Origin of the sequence: Streptomyces racemochromogenes (genome assembly GCF_044129415.1) — a bacterium.
GTDB classification, from domain to species: domain Bacteria; phylum Actinomycetota; class Actinomycetes; order Streptomycetales; family Streptomycetaceae; genus Streptomyces; species Streptomyces racemochromogenes_A.
The window spans coordinates 1-21537 of the sequence record NZ_JBBDHD010000061.1 but is presented as its reverse complement, the minus strand read 5'-3'; the positions used below and the strand labels follow the sequence as shown (position 1 = coordinate 21537).

Annotated in this window: 16 protein-coding genes; 5 read left to right on the top strand and 11 right to left on the bottom strand. The window is 71.1% G+C overall.

Annotated features, from left to right (window positions below):
• Positions 1-112: 112 nt before the first annotated feature.
• From tkt to pgl, 5 genes are all read left to right on the top strand, one after another.
• Positions 113-2215 (top strand): transketolase, encoded by a 2103-nt coding sequence (gene tkt / locus WDV06_RS22105; protein ID WP_395511497.1) that lies wholly within the window; start codon positions 113-115, stop codon positions 2213-2215.
• A 34-nt stretch (positions 2216-2249) separates the two neighbouring features.
• Positions 2250-3368 carry a transaldolase gene (gene tal, locus WDV06_RS22100; protein ID WP_395511496.1) on the top strand — a complete coding sequence of 373 codons (1119 nt, stop codon included), beginning with the start codon at positions 2250-2252 and terminating at the stop codon, positions 3366-3368.
• A gap of 2 nt (positions 3369-3370) precedes the next feature.
• A complete protein-coding gene (zwf, locus tag WDV06_RS22095; RefSeq protein WP_395511514.1) occupies positions 3371-4900 on the top strand; it encodes a glucose-6-phosphate dehydrogenase in 1530 nt (509 codons plus the stop codon).
• Positions 4897-5943 carry a glucose-6-phosphate dehydrogenase assembly protein OpcA gene (gene opcA, locus WDV06_RS22090; protein WP_395511495.1) on the top strand — a complete coding sequence of 349 codons (1047 nt, stop codon included), beginning with the start codon at positions 4897-4899 and terminating at the stop codon, positions 5941-5943. The genes zwf and opcA overlap by 4 nt, the downstream gene beginning before the upstream one ends.
• 277 nt (positions 5944-6220) lie before the next feature.
• A complete protein-coding gene (pgl, locus tag WDV06_RS22085; RefSeq protein ID WP_395511494.1) occupies positions 6221-7003 on the top strand; it encodes a 6-phosphogluconolactonase in 783 nt (260 codons plus the stop codon).
• A 67-nt stretch (positions 7004-7070) separates the two neighbouring features.
• Here the strand turns inward: pgl and pgi are convergent, their stop codons facing one another.
• The 11 genes from pgi to uvrC all read right to left on the bottom strand — a co-directional run bounded on the left by pgi (position 7071) and on the right by uvrC (position 21234).
• Positions 7071-8726: a glucose-6-phosphate isomerase gene (gene pgi, locus WDV06_RS22080; RefSeq protein ID WP_395511513.1), complete on the bottom strand. Its 1656-nt coding sequence runs from the start codon at positions 8724-8726 to the stop codon at positions 7071-7073.
• Positions 8727-8889: 163 nt separating this feature from the next.
• Positions 8890-9225, bottom strand: coding sequence for an RNA polymerase-binding protein RbpA (locus tag WDV06_RS22075; RefSeq protein WP_007263454.1), 336 nt, complete (start codon positions 9223-9225; stop codon positions 8890-8892).
• 107 nt (positions 9226-9332) lie between these two features.
• Positions 9333-9566, bottom strand: a complete 234-nt coding sequence (gene secG, locus WDV06_RS22070; RefSeq protein ID WP_042819242.1) for a preprotein translocase subunit SecG — start codon at positions 9564-9566, stop codon at positions 9333-9335.
• 121 nt (positions 9567-9687) lie between these two features.
• A complete protein-coding gene (gene tpiA / locus WDV06_RS22065) occupies positions 9688-10476 on the bottom strand; it encodes a triose-phosphate isomerase (protein ID WP_395511493.1) in 789 nt (262 codons plus the stop codon).
• A 6-nt stretch (positions 10477-10482) separates the two neighbouring features.
• Entirely contained in the window at positions 10483-11697 is a 1215-nt protein-coding gene (locus tag WDV06_RS22060; protein WP_395511492.1) for a phosphoglycerate kinase, read from the bottom strand.
• 137 nt (positions 11698-11834) lie between these two features.
• Positions 11835-12842: a type I glyceraldehyde-3-phosphate dehydrogenase gene (gene gap, locus WDV06_RS22055; protein ID WP_395511491.1), complete on the bottom strand. Its 1008-nt coding sequence runs from the start codon at positions 12840-12842 to the stop codon at positions 11835-11837.
• Between the two features lie 232 nt (positions 12843-13074).
• Positions 13075-16041 (bottom strand): M14 family metallopeptidase, encoded by a 2967-nt coding sequence (locus WDV06_RS22050; RefSeq protein ID WP_395511490.1) that lies wholly within the window; start codon positions 16039-16041, stop codon positions 13075-13077.
• A gap of 201 nt (positions 16042-16242) precedes the next feature.
• On the bottom strand, positions 16243-17238 hold the full coding sequence (whiA, locus tag WDV06_RS22045; protein ID WP_030237199.1) for a DNA-binding protein WhiA: 996 nt from the start codon (positions 17236-17238) through the stop codon (positions 16243-16245).
• Positions 17229-18293, bottom strand: coding sequence for a gluconeogenesis factor YvcK family protein (locus tag WDV06_RS22040; RefSeq protein ID WP_395511489.1), 1065 nt, complete (start codon positions 18291-18293; stop codon positions 17229-17231). The genes whiA and WDV06_RS22040 overlap by 10 nt, the downstream gene beginning before the upstream one ends.
• Positions 18290-19237 (bottom strand): RNase adapter RapZ, encoded by a 948-nt coding sequence (gene rapZ, locus WDV06_RS22035; protein ID WP_395511488.1) that lies wholly within the window; start codon positions 19235-19237, stop codon positions 18290-18292. Before rapZ ends, WDV06_RS22040 begins: the two co-directional genes overlap by 4 nt.
• Entirely contained in the window at positions 19234-21234 is a 2001-nt protein-coding gene (gene uvrC, locus WDV06_RS22030) for an excinuclease ABC subunit UvrC (protein WP_395511487.1), read from the bottom strand. Before uvrC ends, rapZ begins: the two co-directional genes overlap by 4 nt.
• Between the last annotated feature and the right edge of the window lie 303 nt (positions 21235-21537).

The window sequence follows — 21537 nt, the reverse complement described above, 5'->3', positions numbered from 1 at the left end:
GCACTGCCTGCACTCGAATAGCCGCACGCGCTGGCGGGGGTAGGCTCGGAATCGCCCCGGTGTCACCGTTCGTCACCGGGAAACGACATGTGGAGAGGAGCCCTGACCAACGGTGAGCACCAAGCCGACCACCCCAGAGCTCGTGTGGACCGAACTGGACCAGCGGGCCGTCGACACCGCCCGCATCCTTGCCGCCGACGCGGTCCAGAAGGTCGGGAACGGCCACCCCGGTACGGCGATGAGCCTGGCCCCCGCCGCGTACACGCTTTTCCAGAAGGTCATGCGGCACGACCCGGCGGACCCCCAGTGGGTCGGCCGGGACCGTTTCGTGCTCTCCGCGGGGCACTCCTCCCTGACCCTGTACACCCAGCTCTACCTCGGCGGGTTCGGCCTGGAGCTGGACGACCTCAAGGCGTTCCGCACCTGGGGCTCCAAGACCCCGGGCCACCCGGAGTACGGCCACACCGCCGGCGTCGAGACCACCACCGGCCCGCTGGGCCAGGGCGTCGCGAACGCGGTGGGCATGGCCATGGCCGCCCGCTACGAGCGCGGCCTGTTCGACCCCGAGGCCGCTCCGGGCACCTCCCCGTTCGACCACATGATCTACGCGATCGCGGGCGACGGCTGCCTCCAGGAGGGCATCTCCCACGAGGCGTCGGCGCTGGCCGGCCACCAGAAGCTCGGCAACCTGGTGCTGCTGTGGGACGACAACCACATCTCCATCGAGGGTGACACGGAGACGGCCGTCTCCGAGGACACCATGAAGCGCTACGAGGCGTACGGCTGGCACGTCCAGCGCGTCGAGCAGCAGCCGAACGGCGACCTCGACCCGAAGGCCCTCTTCGCCGCACTCCAGGCCGCCAAGGCCGAGACCGGGCGCCCGTCCTTCATCGCGGCCCGCTCGATCATCGCCTGGCCGGCCCCGCACGCCCAGAACACCGAGGCCGCCCACGGCTCGGCCCTCGGCAACGACGAGGTCGCCGCGACCAAGCGCGTACTGGGCTTCGACCCGGAGCGGACCTTCGAGGTCTCCGACGAGGTCATCAGCCACACCCGCGGCCTGGTGGACCGGGGCCGCGAGGCCCGCGCCGCCTGGGAGAAGGAGTTCTCCGCCTGGCGCACCGCCAACCCGGAGCGCGCCGCCGCCTTCGACCGCATCGAGGCGAACGAGCTCCCCGAGGGCTGGGAGGACAAGATCCCCGTCTTCGAGACCGGCAAGGGCGTCGCCACCCGCGCCGCCTCCGGCAAGGTCCTGGAGGCGCTCGGCGCGGTCATCCCCGAGCTGTGGGGCGGCTCGGCCGACCTGGCCGGCTCCAACAACACCACCATCGACAAGAACTCCTCGTTCCTGCCGGTGGGCAACCCGCTGCCGGAGGCCGACCCGTACGGCCGCACCATCCACTTCGGCATCCGCGAGCACGCCATGGCCGCCGCCATGAACGGCATCGCGCTGCACGGCCACACCCGCATCTACGGCGGCACCTTCCTGGTGTTCTCCGACTACATGCGCAACGCCGTGCGCCTGTCCTCCCTGATGCACCTGCCGGTGACGTACGTGTGGACGCACGACTCCATCGGCCTCGGCGAGGACGGCCCCACCCACCAGCCCGTCGAGCACGTCGCCTCGCTGCGCGCCATCCCGGGCCTGAACGTGGTCCGCCCGGCCGACGCCAACGAGACCGCCATCGCCTGGCGCGAGGTCCTGCGCCGCCACACCAAGGTGTTCGGCAAGGGCGCCCCGCACGGCCTGGCCCTCACCCGCCAGGGCGTGCCGACCTACGAGCGCAACGAGGACGCGGCCAAGGGCGGCTACGTGCTGTTCGAGGCGGAGGGCCCCGACGGAAAGAACACCGCTCCCCAGGTCGTCCTCATCGGCACCGGCTCCGAGGTGCAGCTCGCCGTGGCCGCGCGCGAGGCGCTGCAGGCCGAGGGCGTGCCCGCCCGGGTCGTCTCGATGCCCTGCGTCGAGTGGTTCGAGGAGCAGTCCCAGGAGTACAAGGACGGCGTGCTGCCGCCTTCGGTCAAGGCCCGAGTCGCCGTCGAGGCGGGCATCGGCCTGACCTGGCACCGTTACGTCGGGGACGCCGGCCGGATCGTCTCACTGGAGCACTTCGGTGCCTCGGCCGACGGTGCGGTGCTGTTCCGCGAGTTCGGCCTCACCGCCGAAGCCGTGACCGCGGCCGCCAAGGACTCCCTCGCCGCCAACGCGCGCTGACCCGGTACAAGAACCAGTAGGAGATGCAATCCCGATGACAGACGCACTCAAGCGCCTCTCCGACGAGGGCGTGGCGATCTGGCTGGACGACCTGTCCCGCAAGCGCATCACGTCCGGCAACCTCGCCGAACTCATCGACCAGAGCCACGTGGTCGGTGTCACCACCAACCCGTCGATCTTCCAGAAGGCGATCAGCAGCGGTGACGGCTACGAGCAGCAGCTCGCCGACCTCGCCGCCCGCAAGGTCACCGTCGACGAGGCCATCCGCATGATCACCACGGCGGACGTCCGCGACGCCGCCGACATCCTGCGCCCCCTCTACGACTCCACCGAGGGCCAGGACGGCCGGGTGTCGATCGAGGTCGACCCCCGTCTGGCGCACGACACGAGGGCGACCGTCGCCGAGGCCAAGCAGCTCGCCTGGCTGGTGGACCGCCCGAACACGCTCATCAAGATCCCGGCGACCCGGGCCGGCCTGCCGGCGATCACCGAGGTCATCGGCCGGGGCATCAGCGTCAACGTCACGCTGATCTTCTCGCTGGAGCGCTACCGCGAGGTCATGGACGCCTACCTGGCGGGCCTGGAGAAGGCGAAGGCCGCCGGCCTGGACCTCGCCCTGATCCACTCGGTCGCCTCCTTCTTCGTGTCCCGCGTGGACACCGAGATCGACAAGCGCCTGGACTCCGTCGGCACCGACGAGGCCAAGGCCCTCAAGGGCAAGGCGGCGCTCGCGAACGCCCGTCTGGCCTACGAGGCGTACGAGGAGGTCTTCTCCTCCGAGCGCTGGGCGGCCCTGGACAGGGCGCACGCCAACAAGCAGCGTCCGCTGTGGGCCTCCACCGGCGTCAAGGACCCGGCGTACAAGGACACCCTGTACGTGGTGGACCTGGTCGCCCCCGGCACCGTCAACACCATGCCCGAGGCGACCCTGGAGGCCACCGCCGACCACGGCGAGGTCACCGGCGACACCATCCGCGGCACGTACGAGCAGGCGCGCGCCGAGCTCGACGCGGTCGCGAAGCTGGGCATCTCGTACGACGATGTGGTGCAGCTGCTGGAGGACGAAGGCGTCGAGAAGTTCGAGGCGTCCTGGAACGACCTGCTGAAGTCGACCGAGGCGGAGCTGAAGCGCCTCGCCCCCGCGGAGGACTGAGTATTTTGTCGGTGAACGGAGCGAACCCGCTTCGTGACGCACAGGACCGGCGGCTCCCGCGCATCGCGGGACCGTCCGGCCTGGTGATTTTCGGCGTTACGGGTGACCTGTCGCGCAAGAAGCTCATGCCCGCCGTCTACGACCTCGCCAACCGCGGCCTGCTGCCTCCGGGCTTCTCGCTGATCGGTTTCGCCCGCCGCGAGTGGCAGGACGAGGACTTCGCCCAGGAGGTGTACGAGGCCGTCAAGCAGCACTCGCGCACCCCCTTCCGTGAGGAGGTCTGGCAGCAGCTCGTACAGGGCTGCCGGTTCGTCCAGGGCGAGTTCGACGACGACGCGGCCTTCGAGACCCTCAAGGCGACGATCGACGAACTCGACAAGGCACAGGGCACGGGCGGGAACTTCGCCTTCTACCTCTCGGTGCCCCCGAAGTTCTTCCCCAAGGTGGTCCAGCAGCTCAAGAACCACGGGCTGGCCCAGAAGGAGGGCTCCTGGCGGCGCGCCGTCATCGAGAAGCCCTTCGGCCACGACCTGAAGAGCGCGGAAGAGCTCAACCAGGTCGTCCACGAGGTCTTCCCCCGGGACGAGGTCTTCCGGATCGACCACTACCTCGGCAAGGAGACCGTCCAGAACATCCTGGCGCTCCGCTTCGCCAACACCATGTTCGAGCCGATCTGGAACCGGTCGTACGTCGACCACGTGCAGATCACCATGGCGGAGGACATCGGCATCGGCGGCCGGGCCGGCTACTACGACGGCATCGGCGCCGCCCGTGACGTCATCCAGAACCACCTGCTCCAGCTGCTGGCGCTCACGGCGATGGAGGAGCCCGGCTCCTTCCACCCCAAGGCCCTGGTGGCGGAGAAGCTGAAGGTGCTCAGCGCCGTCCAGATCCCCGAGGACCTGGGCAAGCACACCGTGCGCGGCCAGTACTCGGCGGCGTGGCAGGGCGGCGAGAAGGTCAAGGGGTACCTGGAGGAGGACGGGATCAACCCGAACTCCAAGACCGACACCTACGCGGCCATCCGCCTGGAGATCAACAACCGCCGCTGGGCGGGCGTCCCGTTCTACCTGCGCACGGGCAAGCGCCTGGGCCGCCGGGTGACCGAGATCGCGGTGGTCTTCAAGCGGGCGCCGTACCTGCCGTTCGAATCGGGCGCGACCGAGGAGCTGGGGCAGAACGCCCTGGTCATCCGGGTCCAGCCGGACGAGGGCGTGACGGTCCGCTTCGGCTCCAAGGTGCCGGGCACCTCCATGGAGGTCCGGGACGTCACGATGGACTTCGCCTACGGCGAGTCCTTCACGGAATCCAGCCCCGAGGCCTACGAGCGGCTCATCCTCGACGTCCTCCTCGGCGACGCGAACCTCTTCCCGCGCCACCAGGAAGTCGAGCTGTCCTGGAACATCCTCGACCCGATCGAGGAGTACTGGGACAAGCACGGCAAGCCCGCGCAGTACCCGGCGGGCACGTGGGGGCCGGTCGAGGCGGACGAGATGCTCGCACGAGACGGACGGAGCTGGCGCCGGCCATGAAGATCGACCTCACGGAGACCACCTCCAGCAAGATCAACGCCGCGTTGGTGCAGGCGCGCCGGGACATCGGCACGCCGGCCATCGGCATGGTCCTCACGCTGGTGATCGTGACCGACGAGGAGAACGCGTACGACGCGCTCAAGTCGGCGAACGACGCCTCCCACGAACACCCTTCGCGGATCGTCGTGGTGGTCAAGCGGGTCAGCCGCTCCCCGCGCAGCCGCCGCGAAGCCCGGCTCGACGCGGAGATCCGTGTCGGCGCTGATTCCGGTACCGGCGAAACCGTCGTACTGCGGCTCCACGGCGAACTGGTCGACCACGCCCAGTCCGTCGTGCTGCCCCTGCTGCTGCCGGACGCCCCCGTGGTGGTCTGGTGGCCGGAGGGGGCTCCGGCCGACCTGGCGGGCGATCCGCTGGGCGCGCTGGGGCAGCGCCGGATCACGGACACCTACGCCTCCGAGCACCCGATCGAGGCGCTCGCCGCCCGGGCGGAGGCGTACGCGCCGGGTGACACGGACCTGTCCTGGACCCGGATCACCCCGTGGCGCTCGATGCTGGCCGCCGCGCTGGACCAGATGCCCCAGTCGCCGGTCGTCTCGGCGACCGTCGAGGGCGAGGACGAGAACCCGAGCTGCGAGCTGCTGGCCATGTGGCTGGCGGACCGTCTCGGGGTCCCGGTCAACCGGACCCTGTCAGGGGGGCCGGGGCTGACCGCCGTCCGCATGGAGACCAAGGACGGCCCGATCGTCCTGGACCGCGCGGACGGCTCGCTGGCCACGCTGTCCATGCCGGGGCAGCCCGACCGTGCGGTGGCGCTGAAGCGGCGTGACACGGCCGAGCTGCTGGCGGAGGAGCTCCGCCGGCTGGACCCGGACAACACGTACGCGGCGGCCCTGAAGTTCGGCGTCTCCCGCCTGGCGGCGACCGCTCCGGCGGCGCCGGCCGAGGCGGCGCCGGCTGCCGCGGCCGCTGAAGCGGAGGCTCCGGCGGAGAAGCCGGCCGCCAAGCCGGCGCGCGCGTCGAAGCGGGCGTCGGCGAAGTAGCCGGCCCGCCGGGGGGCGGGGCGGGGGACATCTCCCCGCCGCGCCCTTCGCCCGTTCCCCGGGGCCCCGCCCCAGACCCCGCGCCTCGAACGCCGGCGGGGCTACGGACAGCCCGTCGGCGTTCGAGGCGCCGGGCGCGAAGCGCGCGTACGGGGTCCGGGCGGAGCGCCCGGTTTCGGAAAGGGGCGGGGTTGGGGAACGGCTCCGCGCAGCGGTTCACCCGTACCCTCCCCTCCGCACACCACCAGAACTACCAAGAAGGCGGCAGCACATGGGTATGACGACTCCCCAGGTGGTCGTCCACCGGGACAAAGAGCTGATGGCCCAGGCCGCAGCCGCCCGGCTCATCACGAAGATCGTCGACGCGCAGGCCGCCCGGGGCAGCGCCTCCGTCGTCCTGACCGGCGGCCGCAACGGCAACGGCCTCCTCGCGGCCCTCGCCGCGGCCCCCGCCCGGGACGCGATCGACTGGTCCCGCATCGACCTGTGGTGGGGCGACGAACGCTACGTCCCCGCCGACGACCCCGAGCGCAACCACGTGCAGGCCCGTGAGGCCCTCCTGGACTCCGTCCCGGTGGACCCCGCGCGCGTGCACGTCATGCCCGCCTCCGACGGCCCGCACGGCGCCGACGTGGACGCCGCCGCGGCCTCGTACGCCGCCGAGCTGGCCCGGGCGGCCACCCCGGAGGACCACGGTCCGGTCCCCCGTTTCGACGTGCTGATGCTGGGCGTGGGCCCCGACACCCACGTGGCGTCCCTGTTCCCCGAACACCCCGCGAGCCGTGAGACCGAGCGCACCGTCGTCGGTGTCCACGGCGCCCCCAAGCCCCCGCCGACCCGCGTCTCCCTCACCCTGCCGGCGATCCGCGCGGCCCGCGAGGTCTGGTTGCTGGCGGCCGGCGAGGACAAGGCCGGAGCGGTCTCCATCGCCCTCGGCGGGGCGGGCGGGGTCCAGGCCCCGGCGGCCGAGGCCTACGGCCGCAGCCGCACGCTCTGGCTGCTGGACCGGGCCGCCGCGGCCAAGCTCCCGTCCGGGCTGTACCCCCCGGCCTCCGCCTGAGCAGGGGCGGCGAAGGGCCCCGTACCGGTCTCCGGGAGCGGTACGGGGCCCTTGTGCGTCGCCGCTCCTACTGCCGCCCGCGCAGCTTCCGGTACACGGCCACCAGGGCCCGCGTCGAGGGGTCCAGGCCCGGCACGTCCGCGCCCTCCGTCAGCGCCGGCTCCACGCGCTTCGCGAGGACCTTGCCGAGCTCGACGCCCCACTGGTCGAAGGAGTCGATGTTCCACACCGCGCCCTGGACGAACACCTTGTGCTCGTAGAGGGCGATGAGCTGGCCCAGCACCGACGGCGTCAGTTCACCCGCGAGGATCGTCGTCGTCGGGTGGTTGCCGTGGAAGGTCTTGTGCGGGACGAGCGCCTCGGCGACGCCCTCCGCCCGCACCTCCTCGGCCGTCTTGCCGAAGGCCAGGGCCTGCGTCTGCGCGAAGAAGTTCGCCATCAGCAGGTCGTGCTGGGCCTCCAGCGCCGGCTCCAGCTCCGCGACCGGGCGGGCGAAGCCGATGAAGTCCGCGGGGATCATCTTGGTGCCCTGGTGGATCAACTGGTAGTACGCGTGCTGCCCGTTGGTGCCGGGCGTGCCCCACACCACCGGGCCGGTCTGCCAGTCCACCGGATTGCCGTCGCGGTCCACGGACTTGCCGTTGGACTCCATGTCCAGCTGCTGCAAGTAGGCCGTGAAACGGGAGAGGTAGTGGCTGTACGGGAGCACCGCGTGCGACTGCGCGTCGAAGAACGCGCCGTACCAGATGCCCAACAGGCCCAGCAGCATGGGGGCGTTGTCCTCCGGCGCCGCGGTGCGGAAGTGCTCGTCCATGGCGTGGAAGCCGGAGAGCAGCTCCCGGAAGGCGTCCGGGCCGATCGCGATCATCAGGGAGAGACCGATGGCCGAGTCGAAGGAGTAGCGGCCGCCGACCCAGTCCCAGAAGCCGAACATGTTGGCCGGGTCGATCCCGAACGCGGTGACCTTCTCGGCGTTGGTGGACAGGGCCACGAAGTGCCGTGCGACGGCGGCCTGGTCGCCGCCCAGACCCGCGAGCAGCCACTGGCGCGCCGAGGTGGCGTTGGTGATGGTCTCGATGGTGGTGAAGGTCTTGGAGGCGATGATGAACAGCGTCTCGGCCGGGTCCAGGTCGCGCACGGCCTCGTGGAGGTCGGCGCCGTCCACGTTGGACACGAACCGCACGGTCAGCGAGCGGTCGGTGAAGGCGCGCAGCGCCTCGTAGGCCATGGCCGGCCCCAGGTCGGAGCCGCCGATGCCGATGTTGACGACGTTCTTGATGCGCTTGCCGGTGAACCCGGTCCACTCACCCGACCGGACCTGGCCGGAGAAGGCCGCCATCTTGTCGAGGACCTCGTGGACGGCGGGGACGACGTTCTCGCCGTCCACCTCGACGACCGCGTCCGCGGGCGCGCGCAGCGCGGTGTGCAGGACCGCGCGGTCCTCGGTGACGTTGATCTTCTCGCCGCGGAACATGGCGTCCCGCAGCTCCGCCACGCCCGTCACCGCCGCCAGCTCGCGCAGCAGCGCGAGGGTCTCGTCGGTGACGAGGTGCTTCGAGTAGTCGATGTGCAGGTCGCCGACCCGCAGGGTGTAGCCGGTGCCCCGGCCCGGATCCGTCTCGAACAGCTCCCGCAGATGCGTCTGACCCAGCTCTTCCCGGTGCTTGCCGAGCGCGTTCCACTCGGGCAGCCGGTTCAGCCTCGTGCGGCTTTCCGCGTTCATCTCGGACATCAACCCACTTCTTCCGTCCTGTTGTGCCCCGCCACCCCCAACCTAAGGGATTCGAAGGGGGACAACGCACACAAAGGGGCCCGGCCCGCGGGATTCGTACTCCCACGGGCCGGGCCCCGAACGCTCTTGGGTGTGGCCCCTGCTGCGGCCGTTCTCAGATCTCGCCGCGGAGCTTGGCGAGGGCCTCGGCGAGGATCGCCTCGCCGTCGGCGTCCGTGCGGCGCTCCCGTACGTACGCGAGGTGCGTCTTGTACGGCTCGGTGCGCGGCGGCGCGGGCGGGTTGTCCCGGTCCTGGCCGGCCGGGAACCCGCAGCGCGGGCAGTCCCAGGTGTCCGGGACCTGCGCGTCGCTGGCGAAGCTGGGCTGCGTCTCGTGCCCGTTCGAGCACCAGAAGGAGATGCGCAGGCGCGGCGCGGACTCACCGCGCTCGGCCTCGCCCATCGGCCCGGCTCCGACCCGACTTCCACGAATCGCGTTGCCACTTGCCACGGTCGTAACTCCCTGCGTGATGGTGCCGCCCAGCGTGAGGGTATACCCGCTGTGGGCGCCTCAGTTTACGTAAAGACCAAGCGGGCCGGGCGAAATGGCCGGAACCGTCAGCTGCCGCTCGACTTCATCAGCAGGCCGAGCGCCACGATGCAGGCGAACCACAGCAGGCCGACGACGACCGTGATGCGGTCGAGGTTGCGCTCCGCCACGGAGGAGCCGCCGACGGAGGACTGCATGCCGCCGCCGAACATGTCGGAAAGGCCGCCACCCTTGCCCTTGTGCATCAGCACGAGCAGCATCAGCAGAGCGCTGAAGACGATCAGGGCGATCGAGAACCCCATAACCACGGCTGATTCCTACTTTCTGGGCTTGCGTCTGCTGCTGGGAGGAAGCGGGGGCCGACGGCTGCACCAGCAGCCTCCGGCCCCCGCAAGGGTACGACGGATCGGCCCTACCGCATACTCACTGGTCGCGGAAGCGGACGATCTTGACGAACTCGTCGACGTCCAGTGCCGCGCCGCCGATCAGGGCGCCGTCGACGTCGGGCTGGGCCATGATCGCGGCGATGTTGCCGGCCTTGACCGAGCCGCCGTACTGGATGCGGACCTTGTCGGCCAGCTCCTGGGAGTACAGCTCGGCGAGGCGGCCGCGGATGGCCCCGCAGACCTCCTGGGCGTCCTCGGGGGTGGCGACCTCGCCGGTGCCGATCGCCCAGACGGGCTCGTAGGCGATCACGATGGACTCGACCTGCTCGGCCGGGACGTCCTTGAGACCGCCGTCGACCTGGGCGAGGGTGTGCGCGACCTGGTTGCCGGCCTTGCGGACGTCCAGGCCCTCGCCGACGCAGAGGATCGGGGTGATCCCGTTGCGGTAGGCGGCCTTGACCTTGGCGTTGCAGATCTCGTCGGTCTCGCCGTGGTACTGGCGGCGCTCGCTGTGGCCGACGGCCACGAAGGTGCACTTCAGCTTCGAGAGCATGGGGCCGGAGATCTCGCCGGTGTAGGCGCCGGAGTCCTGGGCCGAGATGTCCTGGGCGCCGTACTTGATCTTCAGCTTGTCGCCGTCGACCAGGGTCTGGACCGAGCGCAGGTCGGTGAAGGGCGGGAGTACGGCGACCTCGACCGCGTCGTAGTCCTTGTCGGCGAGCGCGAAGGCGAGCTTCTGGACGTGGGCGATGGCCTCCAGGTGGTTGAGGTTCATCTTCCAGTTGCCCGCCATGAGCGGGGTGCGGCCGTTTGCGACAGACGTCATGGTGGTTCAGCCCTCCAGGGCGGCGAGGCCGGGGAGCGTCTTGCCTTCGAGGTATTCGAGGCTGGCGCCACCGCCGGTGGAAATGTGACCGAAGGCGTTCTCGTCGAAGCCCAGGATGCGGACGGCCGCGGCGCTGTCGCCGCCGCCGACCACGGTGAAGGCATCGCTGTCGACGAGGGCCTGTGCGATGGCGCGGGTGCCGTTCGCGTAGTCGGGGTGCTCGAAGACGCCCACGGGCCCGTTCCAGAAGACGGTCTCGGCGTCGGCGATCTTCGAAGCGTACAGTTCGCGGGTCTTGGGGCCGATGTCCAGGCCCTCCTTGTCCGCGGGGATCTTGTCGGCGTCGACGGTCTCGAACTCGGCCGGGGTCCCGCCCTTGATGTCGGGGAAGTCCGCGGAGGCGAGGATGTCGACGGGGAGGACGAGCTCGACGCCGTTCTTCTCGGCGCGCTGCATGTACTCGGTGACCGTCGGGATCTGGTCCTCCTGGAGGAGGGAGATGCCGACCTCGTAGCCCTTGGCCTTGAGGAAGGTGTAGGCCATGCCGCCGCCGATGAGGATGCGGTCGGCCTTGCCGAGCAGCTCGTCGATGACGGCGAGCTTGTCGGAGACCTTGGCGCCGCCGAGGACGACCACGTACGGGCGCTTGACGTCGGCGGTGAGCTTCTTCAGGACGCCGACCTCGGTGGCGATCAGGTAGCCGGCGGCGTGCGGGAGCAGCGCGGGCAGGTCGAAGACCGAGGCGTGCTTGCGGTGGACGGCGCCGAAGCCGTCACCGACGTAGACGTCGGCCAGCGCGGCGAGCTGCTTGGCGAAGGCCTCGCGCTCGGCGGCGTCCTTGGAGGTCTCACCGGCGTTGAAGCGCAGGTTCTCGATGACGGCGACCTGGCCGTCCGCGAGGGCGGCCACGGTCTCCTTCGCGGAGGGGCCGACGGTGTCGGTGGCGAAGGCGACCTCGGCGCCGAGCAGCTCGCCGAGCCGCGTGGCAGCGGGGGCGAGCGAGAAGTCCGGCTCCGTGCCGGTGCCCTTGGGGCGGCCCAGGTGCGAGGCGACGACCACGCGGGCGCCCGCCTCGGCGAGCTTGGCGATGGTCGGCTGGACGGCGCGGATGCGGCCGTCGTCGGTGATCACGCCTTCCTTGAGCGGCACGTTGAGATCGGCGCGTACGAAGACCCGCTTGCCGGCGACGCCGTCCGCGAGGAGTTCGTCGATCGTCTTCATGTGTTTCTACTCCTTGTCCCCATACAGGGCTGTTACAGGTGCAGGGCGGATGGGACGGGCAAGCGACAGGGCCCGGACGGCGCCTCATCGCGCCGAGCGGACCCTGTGCTCACATGGTGGTGCCTTGCCCTACGTTCTCAGAGCTGACCGCCGACGAAGACGGTGAGGTCGACGAGGCGGTTGGAGTAGCCCCACTCGTTGTCGTACCAGCCGACGACCTTGACCTGCGTACCGTCCTGCACCATGGTCAGCGAGGAGTCGAAGGTGCACGAAGCCGGCCAGTTCACGATGTCGGAGGAGACGATCGCGTCCTCGGTGTAGTCGAGGATGCCCTTGAGCTGGCCCTCGGCGGCCTTCTGGAAAGCGGCGTTGATCTCTTCCTTGGTGGTCTCGCGGGAGAGCTCCAGGACGAGGTCGGTGACGGAGCCGGTCGGGACCGGGACGCGCATGGCGATGCCGTCGAGCTTGCCCTTGAGCTGCGGCAGGACCAGCGCGGTGGCCTTGGCGGCACCGGTGGACGTGGGGATGATGTTCTCGGCGGCGGCGCGGGCGCGGCGCAGGTCCGAGTGCGGGAAGTCGAGGATGCGCTGGTCGTTCGTGTACGCGTGGACCGTCGTCATCATGCCCTTGACGATGCCGAAGTTCTCGTCGAGGACCTTGGCCATCGGCGCCACGCAGTTGGTGGTGCAGGAGGCGTTGGAGATGACGTGGTGCTGGGCGGCGTCGTACTTGTCCTGGTTGACGCCCATCACGATGGTGATGTCCTCGTCCTTGGCCGGGGCCGAGATGAGGACCTTCTTCGCGCCGGCCGCGATGTGCTTGGCGGCGTCGGCCTTCTTCGTGAAGATGCCGGTCGACTCGATGACGATGTCGGCGCCCAGCTCGCCCCAGGGCAGGTTCGCCGGGTCGCGCTCGGCGAAGGTCTTGAAGGTGTTGCCGTCCACGGTGATGGTGTCGTCGGTGTGGGAGACATCGGCCTTGAGGCGGCCCAGGATGCTGTCGTACTTGAGCAGGTGCACGAGGGTGGCGTTGTCCGTCAGGTCGTTGACACCGACGATCTCGATGTCCGCCCCCTGCTCAAGAAGCGCCCGGAAGTAGTTGCGGCCAATGCGGCCAAAACCATTGATGCCTACGCGGATCGTCACGAACCGATCTCCTCGTTGGTGCGCCGGCCTGTCCCGCCGGCGAGCTGTATGGGATGTCCCCGACCGCTTACGACCCTACCTCTCCGTGAGCTTCGGAGTGGAATCGGCCGGGGCCTGACACTCCCCCGCTTCGCGGGGTCAGCCCGCCGGGGCCGTGTACCACGGGTGTGGTCGAAGGCCCCGGGGGACTTCGGTTCCCGTCACTCGGTGTGAGCGCCGGGAGGGTCGCCGATCAGCCGTCCAGGGAGCGGAGGGCCTTGCCGATCAAAAAGGCGCGGTCGGCCGCGGCCGGAAGGTGCTCCAGCCCGAATCCGAAGAGGACCGTGTCACGCGTAGTGACCGCCGCGAAGGACTTGAACAGCTCCCCGGTCCTGGACCAATCGCCGGGAACATCGGGACTTCCGGCAGGTGAGCCCTGTGCGGTCCAGGCCCCGAGAGAGGTCTCGAAGCCCTCGGCGGCCTGGTCGGAGCCGCCCACAGAGACCCGGGCCTCGTCCGCGAAGACACCGCGGCCGCCCGAACCGGGGTCGGTGACGTACGACAGGGAGACCTCGACGGTCTTCCCGGCGTAGGCGCTCAGGTCGAAGGAGACCTGCTTCCAGCCGCCCGAGGAGCCGGTGAAGCTGTTCCAGGCCCCGCTGGTACCACTCGGTGAGCAGCCGCCGTCGGCGAGGGTGAGGTAGTGGCGCAGGAAGGGGTGGCCGTTGACGAAGAACCCGGCCCCGCACTCCGCCGGGACGGTGGCGGAGCTCAAGCCGCTCGCTTCCGGAAGTGTGGTCCAGTCCTCCCCGCCGGCCGTACGCGCCTCCAGGACGACGTGGTCGTAGCCCTCCTCTGTGTTCCAGTTGAGGGCCGTCTTGAGCTTCGGCTGGTCGGCGGCGGTGACCTTGGTGAGATCGACGGTGCGCGTGAGGCGCTGCCAGTCGTCGTCCTCGTGGAGCGCCGACGCCATCCCGGTGCCCGCGTACGGGGCGTACGGGTTGACGACCCCGGCGTACCGGCCCGCCTGCGCGCTCTTGAACTGGGGGAACTGCGCCGCCGGGAGGGAGTCGGAGGTGATGCCGAAGGCCCCCGGGGAGTTCAGCGGGTTGCCGGGGGTGCCCGCCGCGTCACCGAGGCCGCCGCCCGCCCCGGTGAGGGTGCCGGCGCCGGTGAAGCCGGCGGGGGCCTTGACCGTCACCCGGCTGTAGGCGCCGAGGTAGTACTGGCTGAAGTCGTCGGTGAGGGCCGGTCCGACCTGGGCCCGGCCGCCCGCCAGTTCACCGGCCTCGACGAGCCTGCCGCCCTCGTTGAGGAAGTCGCGGACCGCCAGCTGGGTGGGTCCGCCGGGGGCCGCGGCGCCGGTGTAGTGGACGGCCGTGCGGAAGTGGGAGAGCACGCCGAGGTGGTGCGGGGCGCCCTGGACCGCCACGTCCCAGACGGCGGCGGACTTGCCGTTGGCCCGCAGCGCGTCGACGTAGGCCTGGGCGTACTGCGCCTTCGCCCCCTCCTCGGCGATCACCAGCACGTCCGCACGCGGGCGCTCGGCCACGGTGTACGTGAAGTGCTCGCTGGAGACGGTCCTGCCGCGGTCGCGGCCGGTGAACCACACCTCGACCTTGTCGCCGGGCCGGGCGCCGTCCACCTTCGCCCGGTACTGGTCGAACCAGTTGTTGTCCTCGCCGCCGTAGACGTCGCCGCCCTTCCAGGCCTTGAGCTCGTCGTCGTGCGTGCGGCCGCCGTTGACGCGGAAGTTGAGGAGCTTGTCCTTCAGCGCCTTGCGTGCGGTGACGGAGACCGTCTGGTCCTCGTCGCGGGTGGCGTAGGAGGTGGTGAAGGGGTCGAGGGTGAAGTCCGCGGCGCTCAGGCCGACGGAGGAGGAGGGCCGGTCCGGGTGCGCGGCGCTCTCCCCGACGGAGAGCGCGAAGGGCACGTTCTTGGCGAACTCCTGCCGGATCAGCTTCTCGTCGTCGGGGAAGTTGAACCCGGAGGCGCAGTCCTCGGGCCTCCAGCGGTCGTTCGGGTCGATCGCGGAGGCCGTCTGGCAGGTGGTCATCTCCGGCGTGAACATCATGACGCCGTTGGCGTTGGCGGCGTGGCCGTCGGCCTCGCCGTTGGTCGTGTACAGCTCGGAGGAGAGCTGCGGGTGGTAGCCGGGCACCGCCGGGTGCTCCGGGGTTCCCGCGAGCGCCTTGTAGGCGACGTCGTCGGGGGTCGGGGTGGCGACCTGCCAGCCGACTCCGTAGAGCAGCAGCTCGGAGGCCGAGTGGTAGTTGATGGCGTACCGGAAGCCGATCCGCTTCTCGAAGGCGTCGAGCGCGACGGTCTCGGGCTCGGACTGCGCCCGGGGGCCGCGGTAGGTCTCGCTGGAGAGGTTCGGCGAGGAACCCTCGTTGTCCCAGCCCCACTTGTAGGCGAAGTTGCGGTTCAGGTCGACCCCGTCCACCGCGGTGATCTTTCCGTCGCCGTTGTTGTCGCGGAGGTTCTTGCGCCACAGCCGGGCGTTGTCGGAGGTGAAGGTGTAGTCGTACCCGTCGGGGTTGGCGGAGAGCAGGAACCACAGCTCGGTGGAGTCCACCAGCTTGGTGATCCGGGCGTCCTTGCCGTAGCCGTCCAGGGTGTGGTGCATCAGCCGGCGGGTCATCTCGGGGGTGATCCACTCGCGGGCGTGCTGGTTGGACATGTAGAGCACGGACGGCTTGTCGCCGTCGCGGGTCCTGCCGGCGTCCTTGGTGACCTTGAGGGCGAGGATGTCCTTGCCCTGGACGGTCTTGCCGATGGAGACGACCTTGGTCAGGCCGGGGTTCTCCCGCGCGGTCCGCAGGATCTCCTCCTGGAGGCCGCCCTTGCCGCTGTAGGGGCGGAAGACGCCGTCCCCGGCGGCCTTGGTGCGGGCCAGACCCTGGGCGGAGACCTTGCGCTCGGCGAGCCTGACGCCCTGGGCGGCGAGCCCGCGGGCCTGGTCCCCGGTGAGGAAGAGCTCGACCTTCGCGGTACCGCTGGCGGGCGGCCGCTCGGCGAGCTCGTGGGCGTCCTGGCCGGTGGCGAGGACCAGCGGGACCTGGTCGCGGGTGATGTCGGCGTCGTAGACGCGTACCTCGTCGGCTCCGGGGGCGGTGCCGGACGCGGGCTGTGCCTGGGCTGCCGCGGGCAGTGCGGCCAGTGTGGTTCCGATGACGAGTGCGCTTGCCGCGAGGATCGTTCTCGCGCGTTGCCTCATGTGCCCCCCTGGGCGTCGTGAGCCACGAAAGCGTTCGGGGGCCAGGCTCACGATCGGGCGACGCGCCTGTCAATGGGGCGTACCGGCCCGCCGGTCGGGAATCGGCCTCACGGCCCCGCCCGGCCCCGCCGCGGAGGGCGGGGCGGGGTGCGGCACCGCGCTGCGGCACCGCACCCGGCCCCTCCCCCGGCAGGAGGGGGCTCAGCCGGCCATGTTGTCGGCCAGTTCCTCGCTGAGGTCGAGGTTGGACTCGGTGCCGGGGATGCCGAGGTCCTGCGCCCGCTTGTCGGCCATCGCCAGCAGGCGGCGGATCCGGCCCGCGACGGCGTCCTTGGTCAGCGGCGGGTCGGCGAGCGCGCCCAGCTCCTCCAGGGAGGCCTGCTTGTGCTCCATGCGCAGCCGGCCGGCCGCGGCGAGGTGCTCGGGCACCTCCTCGCCGAGGATCTCCAGGGCGCGCTGCACCCGGGCTCCGGCGGCCACCGCGGCCCGCGCCGAGCGGCGCAGGTTGGCGTCGTCGAAGTTGGCGAGGCGGTTGGCGGTGGCGCGCACCTCGCGCCGCATCCGCCGCTCCTCCCAGGCCAGCACCGACTCGTGCGCGCCGAGGCGGGTCAGCAGGGCGCCGATCGCGTCGCCGTCGCGGACGACGACCCGGTCGACGCCGCGCACCTCGCGCGCCTTGGCGGCGATGGAGAGCCGCCGGGCGGCGCCCACCAGGGCCAGGGCTGCCTCGGGGCCGGGGCAGGTGACCTCCAGGGAGGAGGACCGGCCCGGCTCGGTGAGGGAGCCGTGGGCCAGGAAGGCACCGCGCCAGGCCGCCTCGGCGTCACAGGTCGCCCCGGAGACCACCTGCGGGGGGAGCCCGCGGATGGGGCGGCCCCGGCCGTCGACGAGGCCGGTCTGGCGGGCCAGCTGGTCCCCGCCGGCGACGACCCGTACGACGAAGCGGCTGCCGCGGCGCAGTCCGCCCGGGGCCATGACCACCAGGTCGGAGGAGTGGCCGAAGATCTCCAGGATGTCCTTGCGCAGCCGGCGGGCGGCGATCCCCGTGTCCAGCTCCGCCTCGATGACGATCCGGCCGCTCACCAGGTGGAGTCCGCCCGCGAACCGAAGGATCGCCGAGACCTCCGCCTTCCTGCAGCAGGTCCGGGTGACGGGGAGGCGGGAGATCTCATCCTTCACCGCAGGCGTCATCGCCATGGGCCGATCCTTCCATGCATCCGAAAAATACGGTCGTACGCGGCGGCCAGCAGCTCCGGGTCGTGCTTCGGAGAGCCGTCCTGCCTGGCCACCGGCGCCAGCTCGACCGCCGCACCGAACCGCTTCGCGGCATCGGCGAGGGACTCGCGGTCGGGCACGGCGGCCTCGTCGGCCAGCACCACGTCCAGGGCGAGTTTAGGGGCGTGTCGGGCCAAAACCTCCAAATGACGCTGCGGAGAGAAGCCCTCTGTTTCGCCCGGCTGCGGGGCGAGGTTCAACGAGAGGACCTTGCGGGCCTTCGTCGCCGCCAGCGCGTCGAGCAGCTCCGGCACCAGTAGGTGCGGGATGACGGAGGAGAACCAGGACCCCGGACCGAGCACCACCCAGTCGGCGTCGAGCACGGCGGCGACGGCCTCCGGCACGGCCGGCGGGTCGCCCGGGACAACCTGGACGGAGAGCACCTCGCCCGGGGTCAGGGCCACGGTGGCCTGCCCCCGGACGGTGTCCACCTCGTCCGGGCGCGCCGGATCGTGCCCCTTGACCAGGGCCTGGAGCTCCAGCGGCACGGCCGACATCGGCAGCACCCGGCCCTGGGCCCCGAGCAGCTTTCCGACCAGGTCGAGGGCCTGTACGGGGTCGCCGAGCTGTTCCCACAGGGCGACGATCAGCAGGTTGCCGACGGCGTGCCCGTGCAGGTCGCCCTGGGACTGGAAGCGGTGCTGGATGACCCGGGCCCAGGTCTGGCCCCAGTCGTCGTCCCCGCACAGCGCGGCCAGCGCCTTGCGCAGGTCGCCGGGCGGCAGCACGCTCAGCTCCTCGCGGAGCCGTCCGCTGGAGCCGCCGTCGTCGGCGACGGTGACCACCGCGGTGAGCTCCCCGGTGATCCGGCGCAGGGCGGCGAGGGAGGCCGACAGGCCCATGCCGCCGCCGAGGGCGACGACCTTGGGCGCGACCACCCTGGCCGCCCCGCGGCGGCCGGCGCGGCCCGCGCCGTCCTCGCCCCTGCCGGGGGTCAGACGGCGCAGGCGGCGCAGCCGCAGGGTCCGTCCGGTCACTCGCGCCCCATGTCCCGGTGCACGACGACGGTCTCGACTCCCTCGGAGGCGAGACGGGCGGCGAGCTTCTCGGACATGGCGACGGAGCGGTGCTTGCCGCCGGTACAGCCGACCGCGATGGTCACGTACCGCTTGCCCTCGCGGCGGTAGCCGGCGGCGATCAGCTGGAGGAGCTCGGTGTAGCGGTCGAGGAACTCCTTGGCGCCGGGCTGGCTGAAGACGTAGCCCGACACCTCCTCGTTGAGCCCGGTGAAGGGGCGCAGCTCGGGGACCCAGTGCGGGTTGGGGATGAAGCGGCAGTCGACGACCAGGTCGGCGTCGACGGGCAGGCCGTACTTGAAGCCGAAGGACATCACGGTGGCCCGCAGCTCGGGCTCCTCGTCCCCCGCGAACTGGGCGTCCATCTTGGCGCGCAGTTCGTGCACGTTCAGGCTGGAGGTGTCGATGACCAGGTCGGCGTCGCCGCGCAGCTCGCGCAGCAGGTCGCGCTCGGCGGCGATGCCGTCGACGATGCGGCCGTCGCCCTGGAGGGGGTGCGGGCGGCGGACCGACTCGAAACGGCGGACGAGCGCGTCGTCGGAGGACTCCAGGAAGACGATGCGCCGGGTGACCCCGCGGGCCTCCAGGTCGGCGAGGGACTCGCGCAGGGCGTCGAAGAACTGGCGGCCGCGGACGTCGACGACGACGGCGATCCGCGCCACGTTGCCCTGGGACCGGGCGCCGAGCTCCACCATGGTGGGGATCAGCGCGGGCGGCAGGTTGTCGACGACGAACCAGCCGAGGTCCTCCAGGCACTTGGCCGCCGTGCTGCGGCCGGCTCCGGACATACCGGAGATGATCACCAGCTCGGGGATGGCCCCCTCGGCGTTGTCGCCGGGCTCAGCTGTCGTGCCCGTACTCACCTGTGCTCCGTCTCGGTCGTGCTCGGTCTCGTGCTCGGTCATTGCTCGGTCCCCCGTTCGGACGCGGTCCCCGCCGGCGCGGGGGCCTCGTCCTCAATGATCTCTCCTGTCGCCGTGTTGACGGCAGGACCGGCGGGAACCGCCTGGGCGAGGGCCGCGGCCACGGTCTCGGCCGTCTTGCGGCCTATCCCCGGCACCTCGCAGATCTGGTCGATTGTCGCCTGTCTCAGCTTCTTCACCGAACCGAAGTGCTTCACGAGGGCCTGCCTGCGGCTCTCGCCGAGGCCGGGCACCTCGTCCAGGGGGCCCGCCTTCAGGCGCTTTCCGCGCTTGCTGCGCTGGTACTGGATGGCGAAGCGGTGGGCTTCGTCACGTACGCGCTGGAGCAGGTACAGGCCCTCGCTGGTGCGGGGCAGGACGACGGGGTCGTCCTCGCCGGGCAGCCAGACCTCCTCCAGCCGCTTGGCGAGGCCGCACACGGCGACGTCGTCGACGCCGAGCTCGTCCAGCGCCCGCCGGGCCGCCGCCACCTGCGGCTGCCCCCCGTCGACCACGACGAGCTGCGGCGGGTAGGCGAACCGCTTGGGGCGCCCGTCGTCCTCGGGCTCGCCGTCCTCGGGGGACCACTCCCCCGTCTTGAGCTTCTCCTGGAGGTAGCGCCGGAACCGGCGCGAGACGACCTCGTGCATGGACCGGACGTCGTCCTGCCCCTCGAAGCCCTTGATCTGGAACCTGCGGTACTCGCTCTTCCGGGGGAGCCCGTCCTCGAAGACGACCATGGAGGCGACGACGTCCTCCCCTTGCAGGTGGGAGATGTCGAAGCACTCGATGCGCAGGGGCGCGCCGTCCAGCTCCAGGGCCTCGGCGATCTCCTCCAGGGCCCGGGAGCGGGTGGTGAGGTCGCTGGCGCGCTTGGTCTTGTGCAGGGCGAGGGACTGCTGGGCGTTGCGGTGGACGGTCTCCATCAGGGACTTCTTGTCGCCGCGCTGCGGGACGCGCAGGCTGACCTGCGAGCCGCGCCGCCCGGCGAGCCACTGCCCCAGCGCGGCCGCGTCCTCGGGCACCACCGGGACGAGGACCTCCTTGGGCACGCTCTCGCCGCTCTCCTCGCCGTACAGCTGCTGGAGGGCGTGCTCGACGAGCCCGGCGGTGTCGACGGCCTCGACCTTGTCGGTGACCCAGCCGCGCTGGCCGCGGACCCGGCCGCCGCGCACGTGGAAGATCTGCACGGCCGCTTCGAGCTCGTCCTCGGCGACGGCGATCAGGTCGGCGTCGGTGGCGTCGGCGAGGACGACGGCGTTCTTCTCCATGGCCCGGCGCAGGGCCCCTATGTCGTCGCGCAGCCGGGCGGCCTTCTCGTACTCCATCTCCTCGGCCGCCGCGTGCATCTCCTTCTCCAGCCGGGAGAGGTAGGCGCCGGTGCGGCCGGCCATGAAGTCGCAGAACTCCTCGGCGAGTTCGCGGTGGTCCTCGGGGCTGATCCGGCCGACGCAGGGCGCCGAGCACTTGCCGATGTAGCCGAGCAGGCAGGGCCGCCCGATCTGGGCGGACCGCTTGAACACCCCGGCGGAGCAGGTCCGCACGGGGAACACGCGCAGCATGAGGTCGACGGTCTCGCGGATCGCCCAGGCGTGCCCGTACGGCCCGAAGTACCGCACGCCCTTCTTCTTGGGTCCCCGCATGACCTGCACGCGCGGGAACTGCTCGTTCAGGGTGACCGCGAGGGAGGGGTAGCTCTTGTCGTCCCGGTACTTGACGTTGAACCGGGGGTCGAACTCCTTGATCCAGGAGTACTCCAGCTGGAGCGCCTCGACCTCGGTGGAGACGACGGTCCACTCGACCGAGGCGGCGGTGGTGACCATCGTGGCGGTCCGGGGGTGCAGGCCGGCGAGGTCCTGGAAGTAGCTGGCCAGTCGCTGGCGCAGGCTCTTGGCCTTCCCGACGTAGATCACCCGGCGGTGCGCGTCGCGGAACTTGTAGACCCCAGGGGAGTCGGGGATCTCCCCGGGCTTGGGGCGGTAGCTGGAAGGGTCGGCCATGCCAACCACCCTACTGGCGCCTTACGACAACGAACCGCACCGCCGCCCGGCTTCCCGCTGCGCGGGGCGGCTACAGCCCCGTCGGCGTCCGGGGCGGGGGCGCGGTGGCGCCGTGTGCAGCCGCACCGGCGGTCGGGGTGGGAACGGAGGACGGGCCGGTGGGGGACGAGCCCCGCAGGGTCCGGCCCCCCCCCCCCCCCCCGGCCCGCCCCCCCCGCGCGGGCCCCGGGTCAAGGCGCTACCTTTAAAAAAAAAAACACAACCCAAAAAACCATATGCCATAGAGGTTTCCTCCGTTATCTT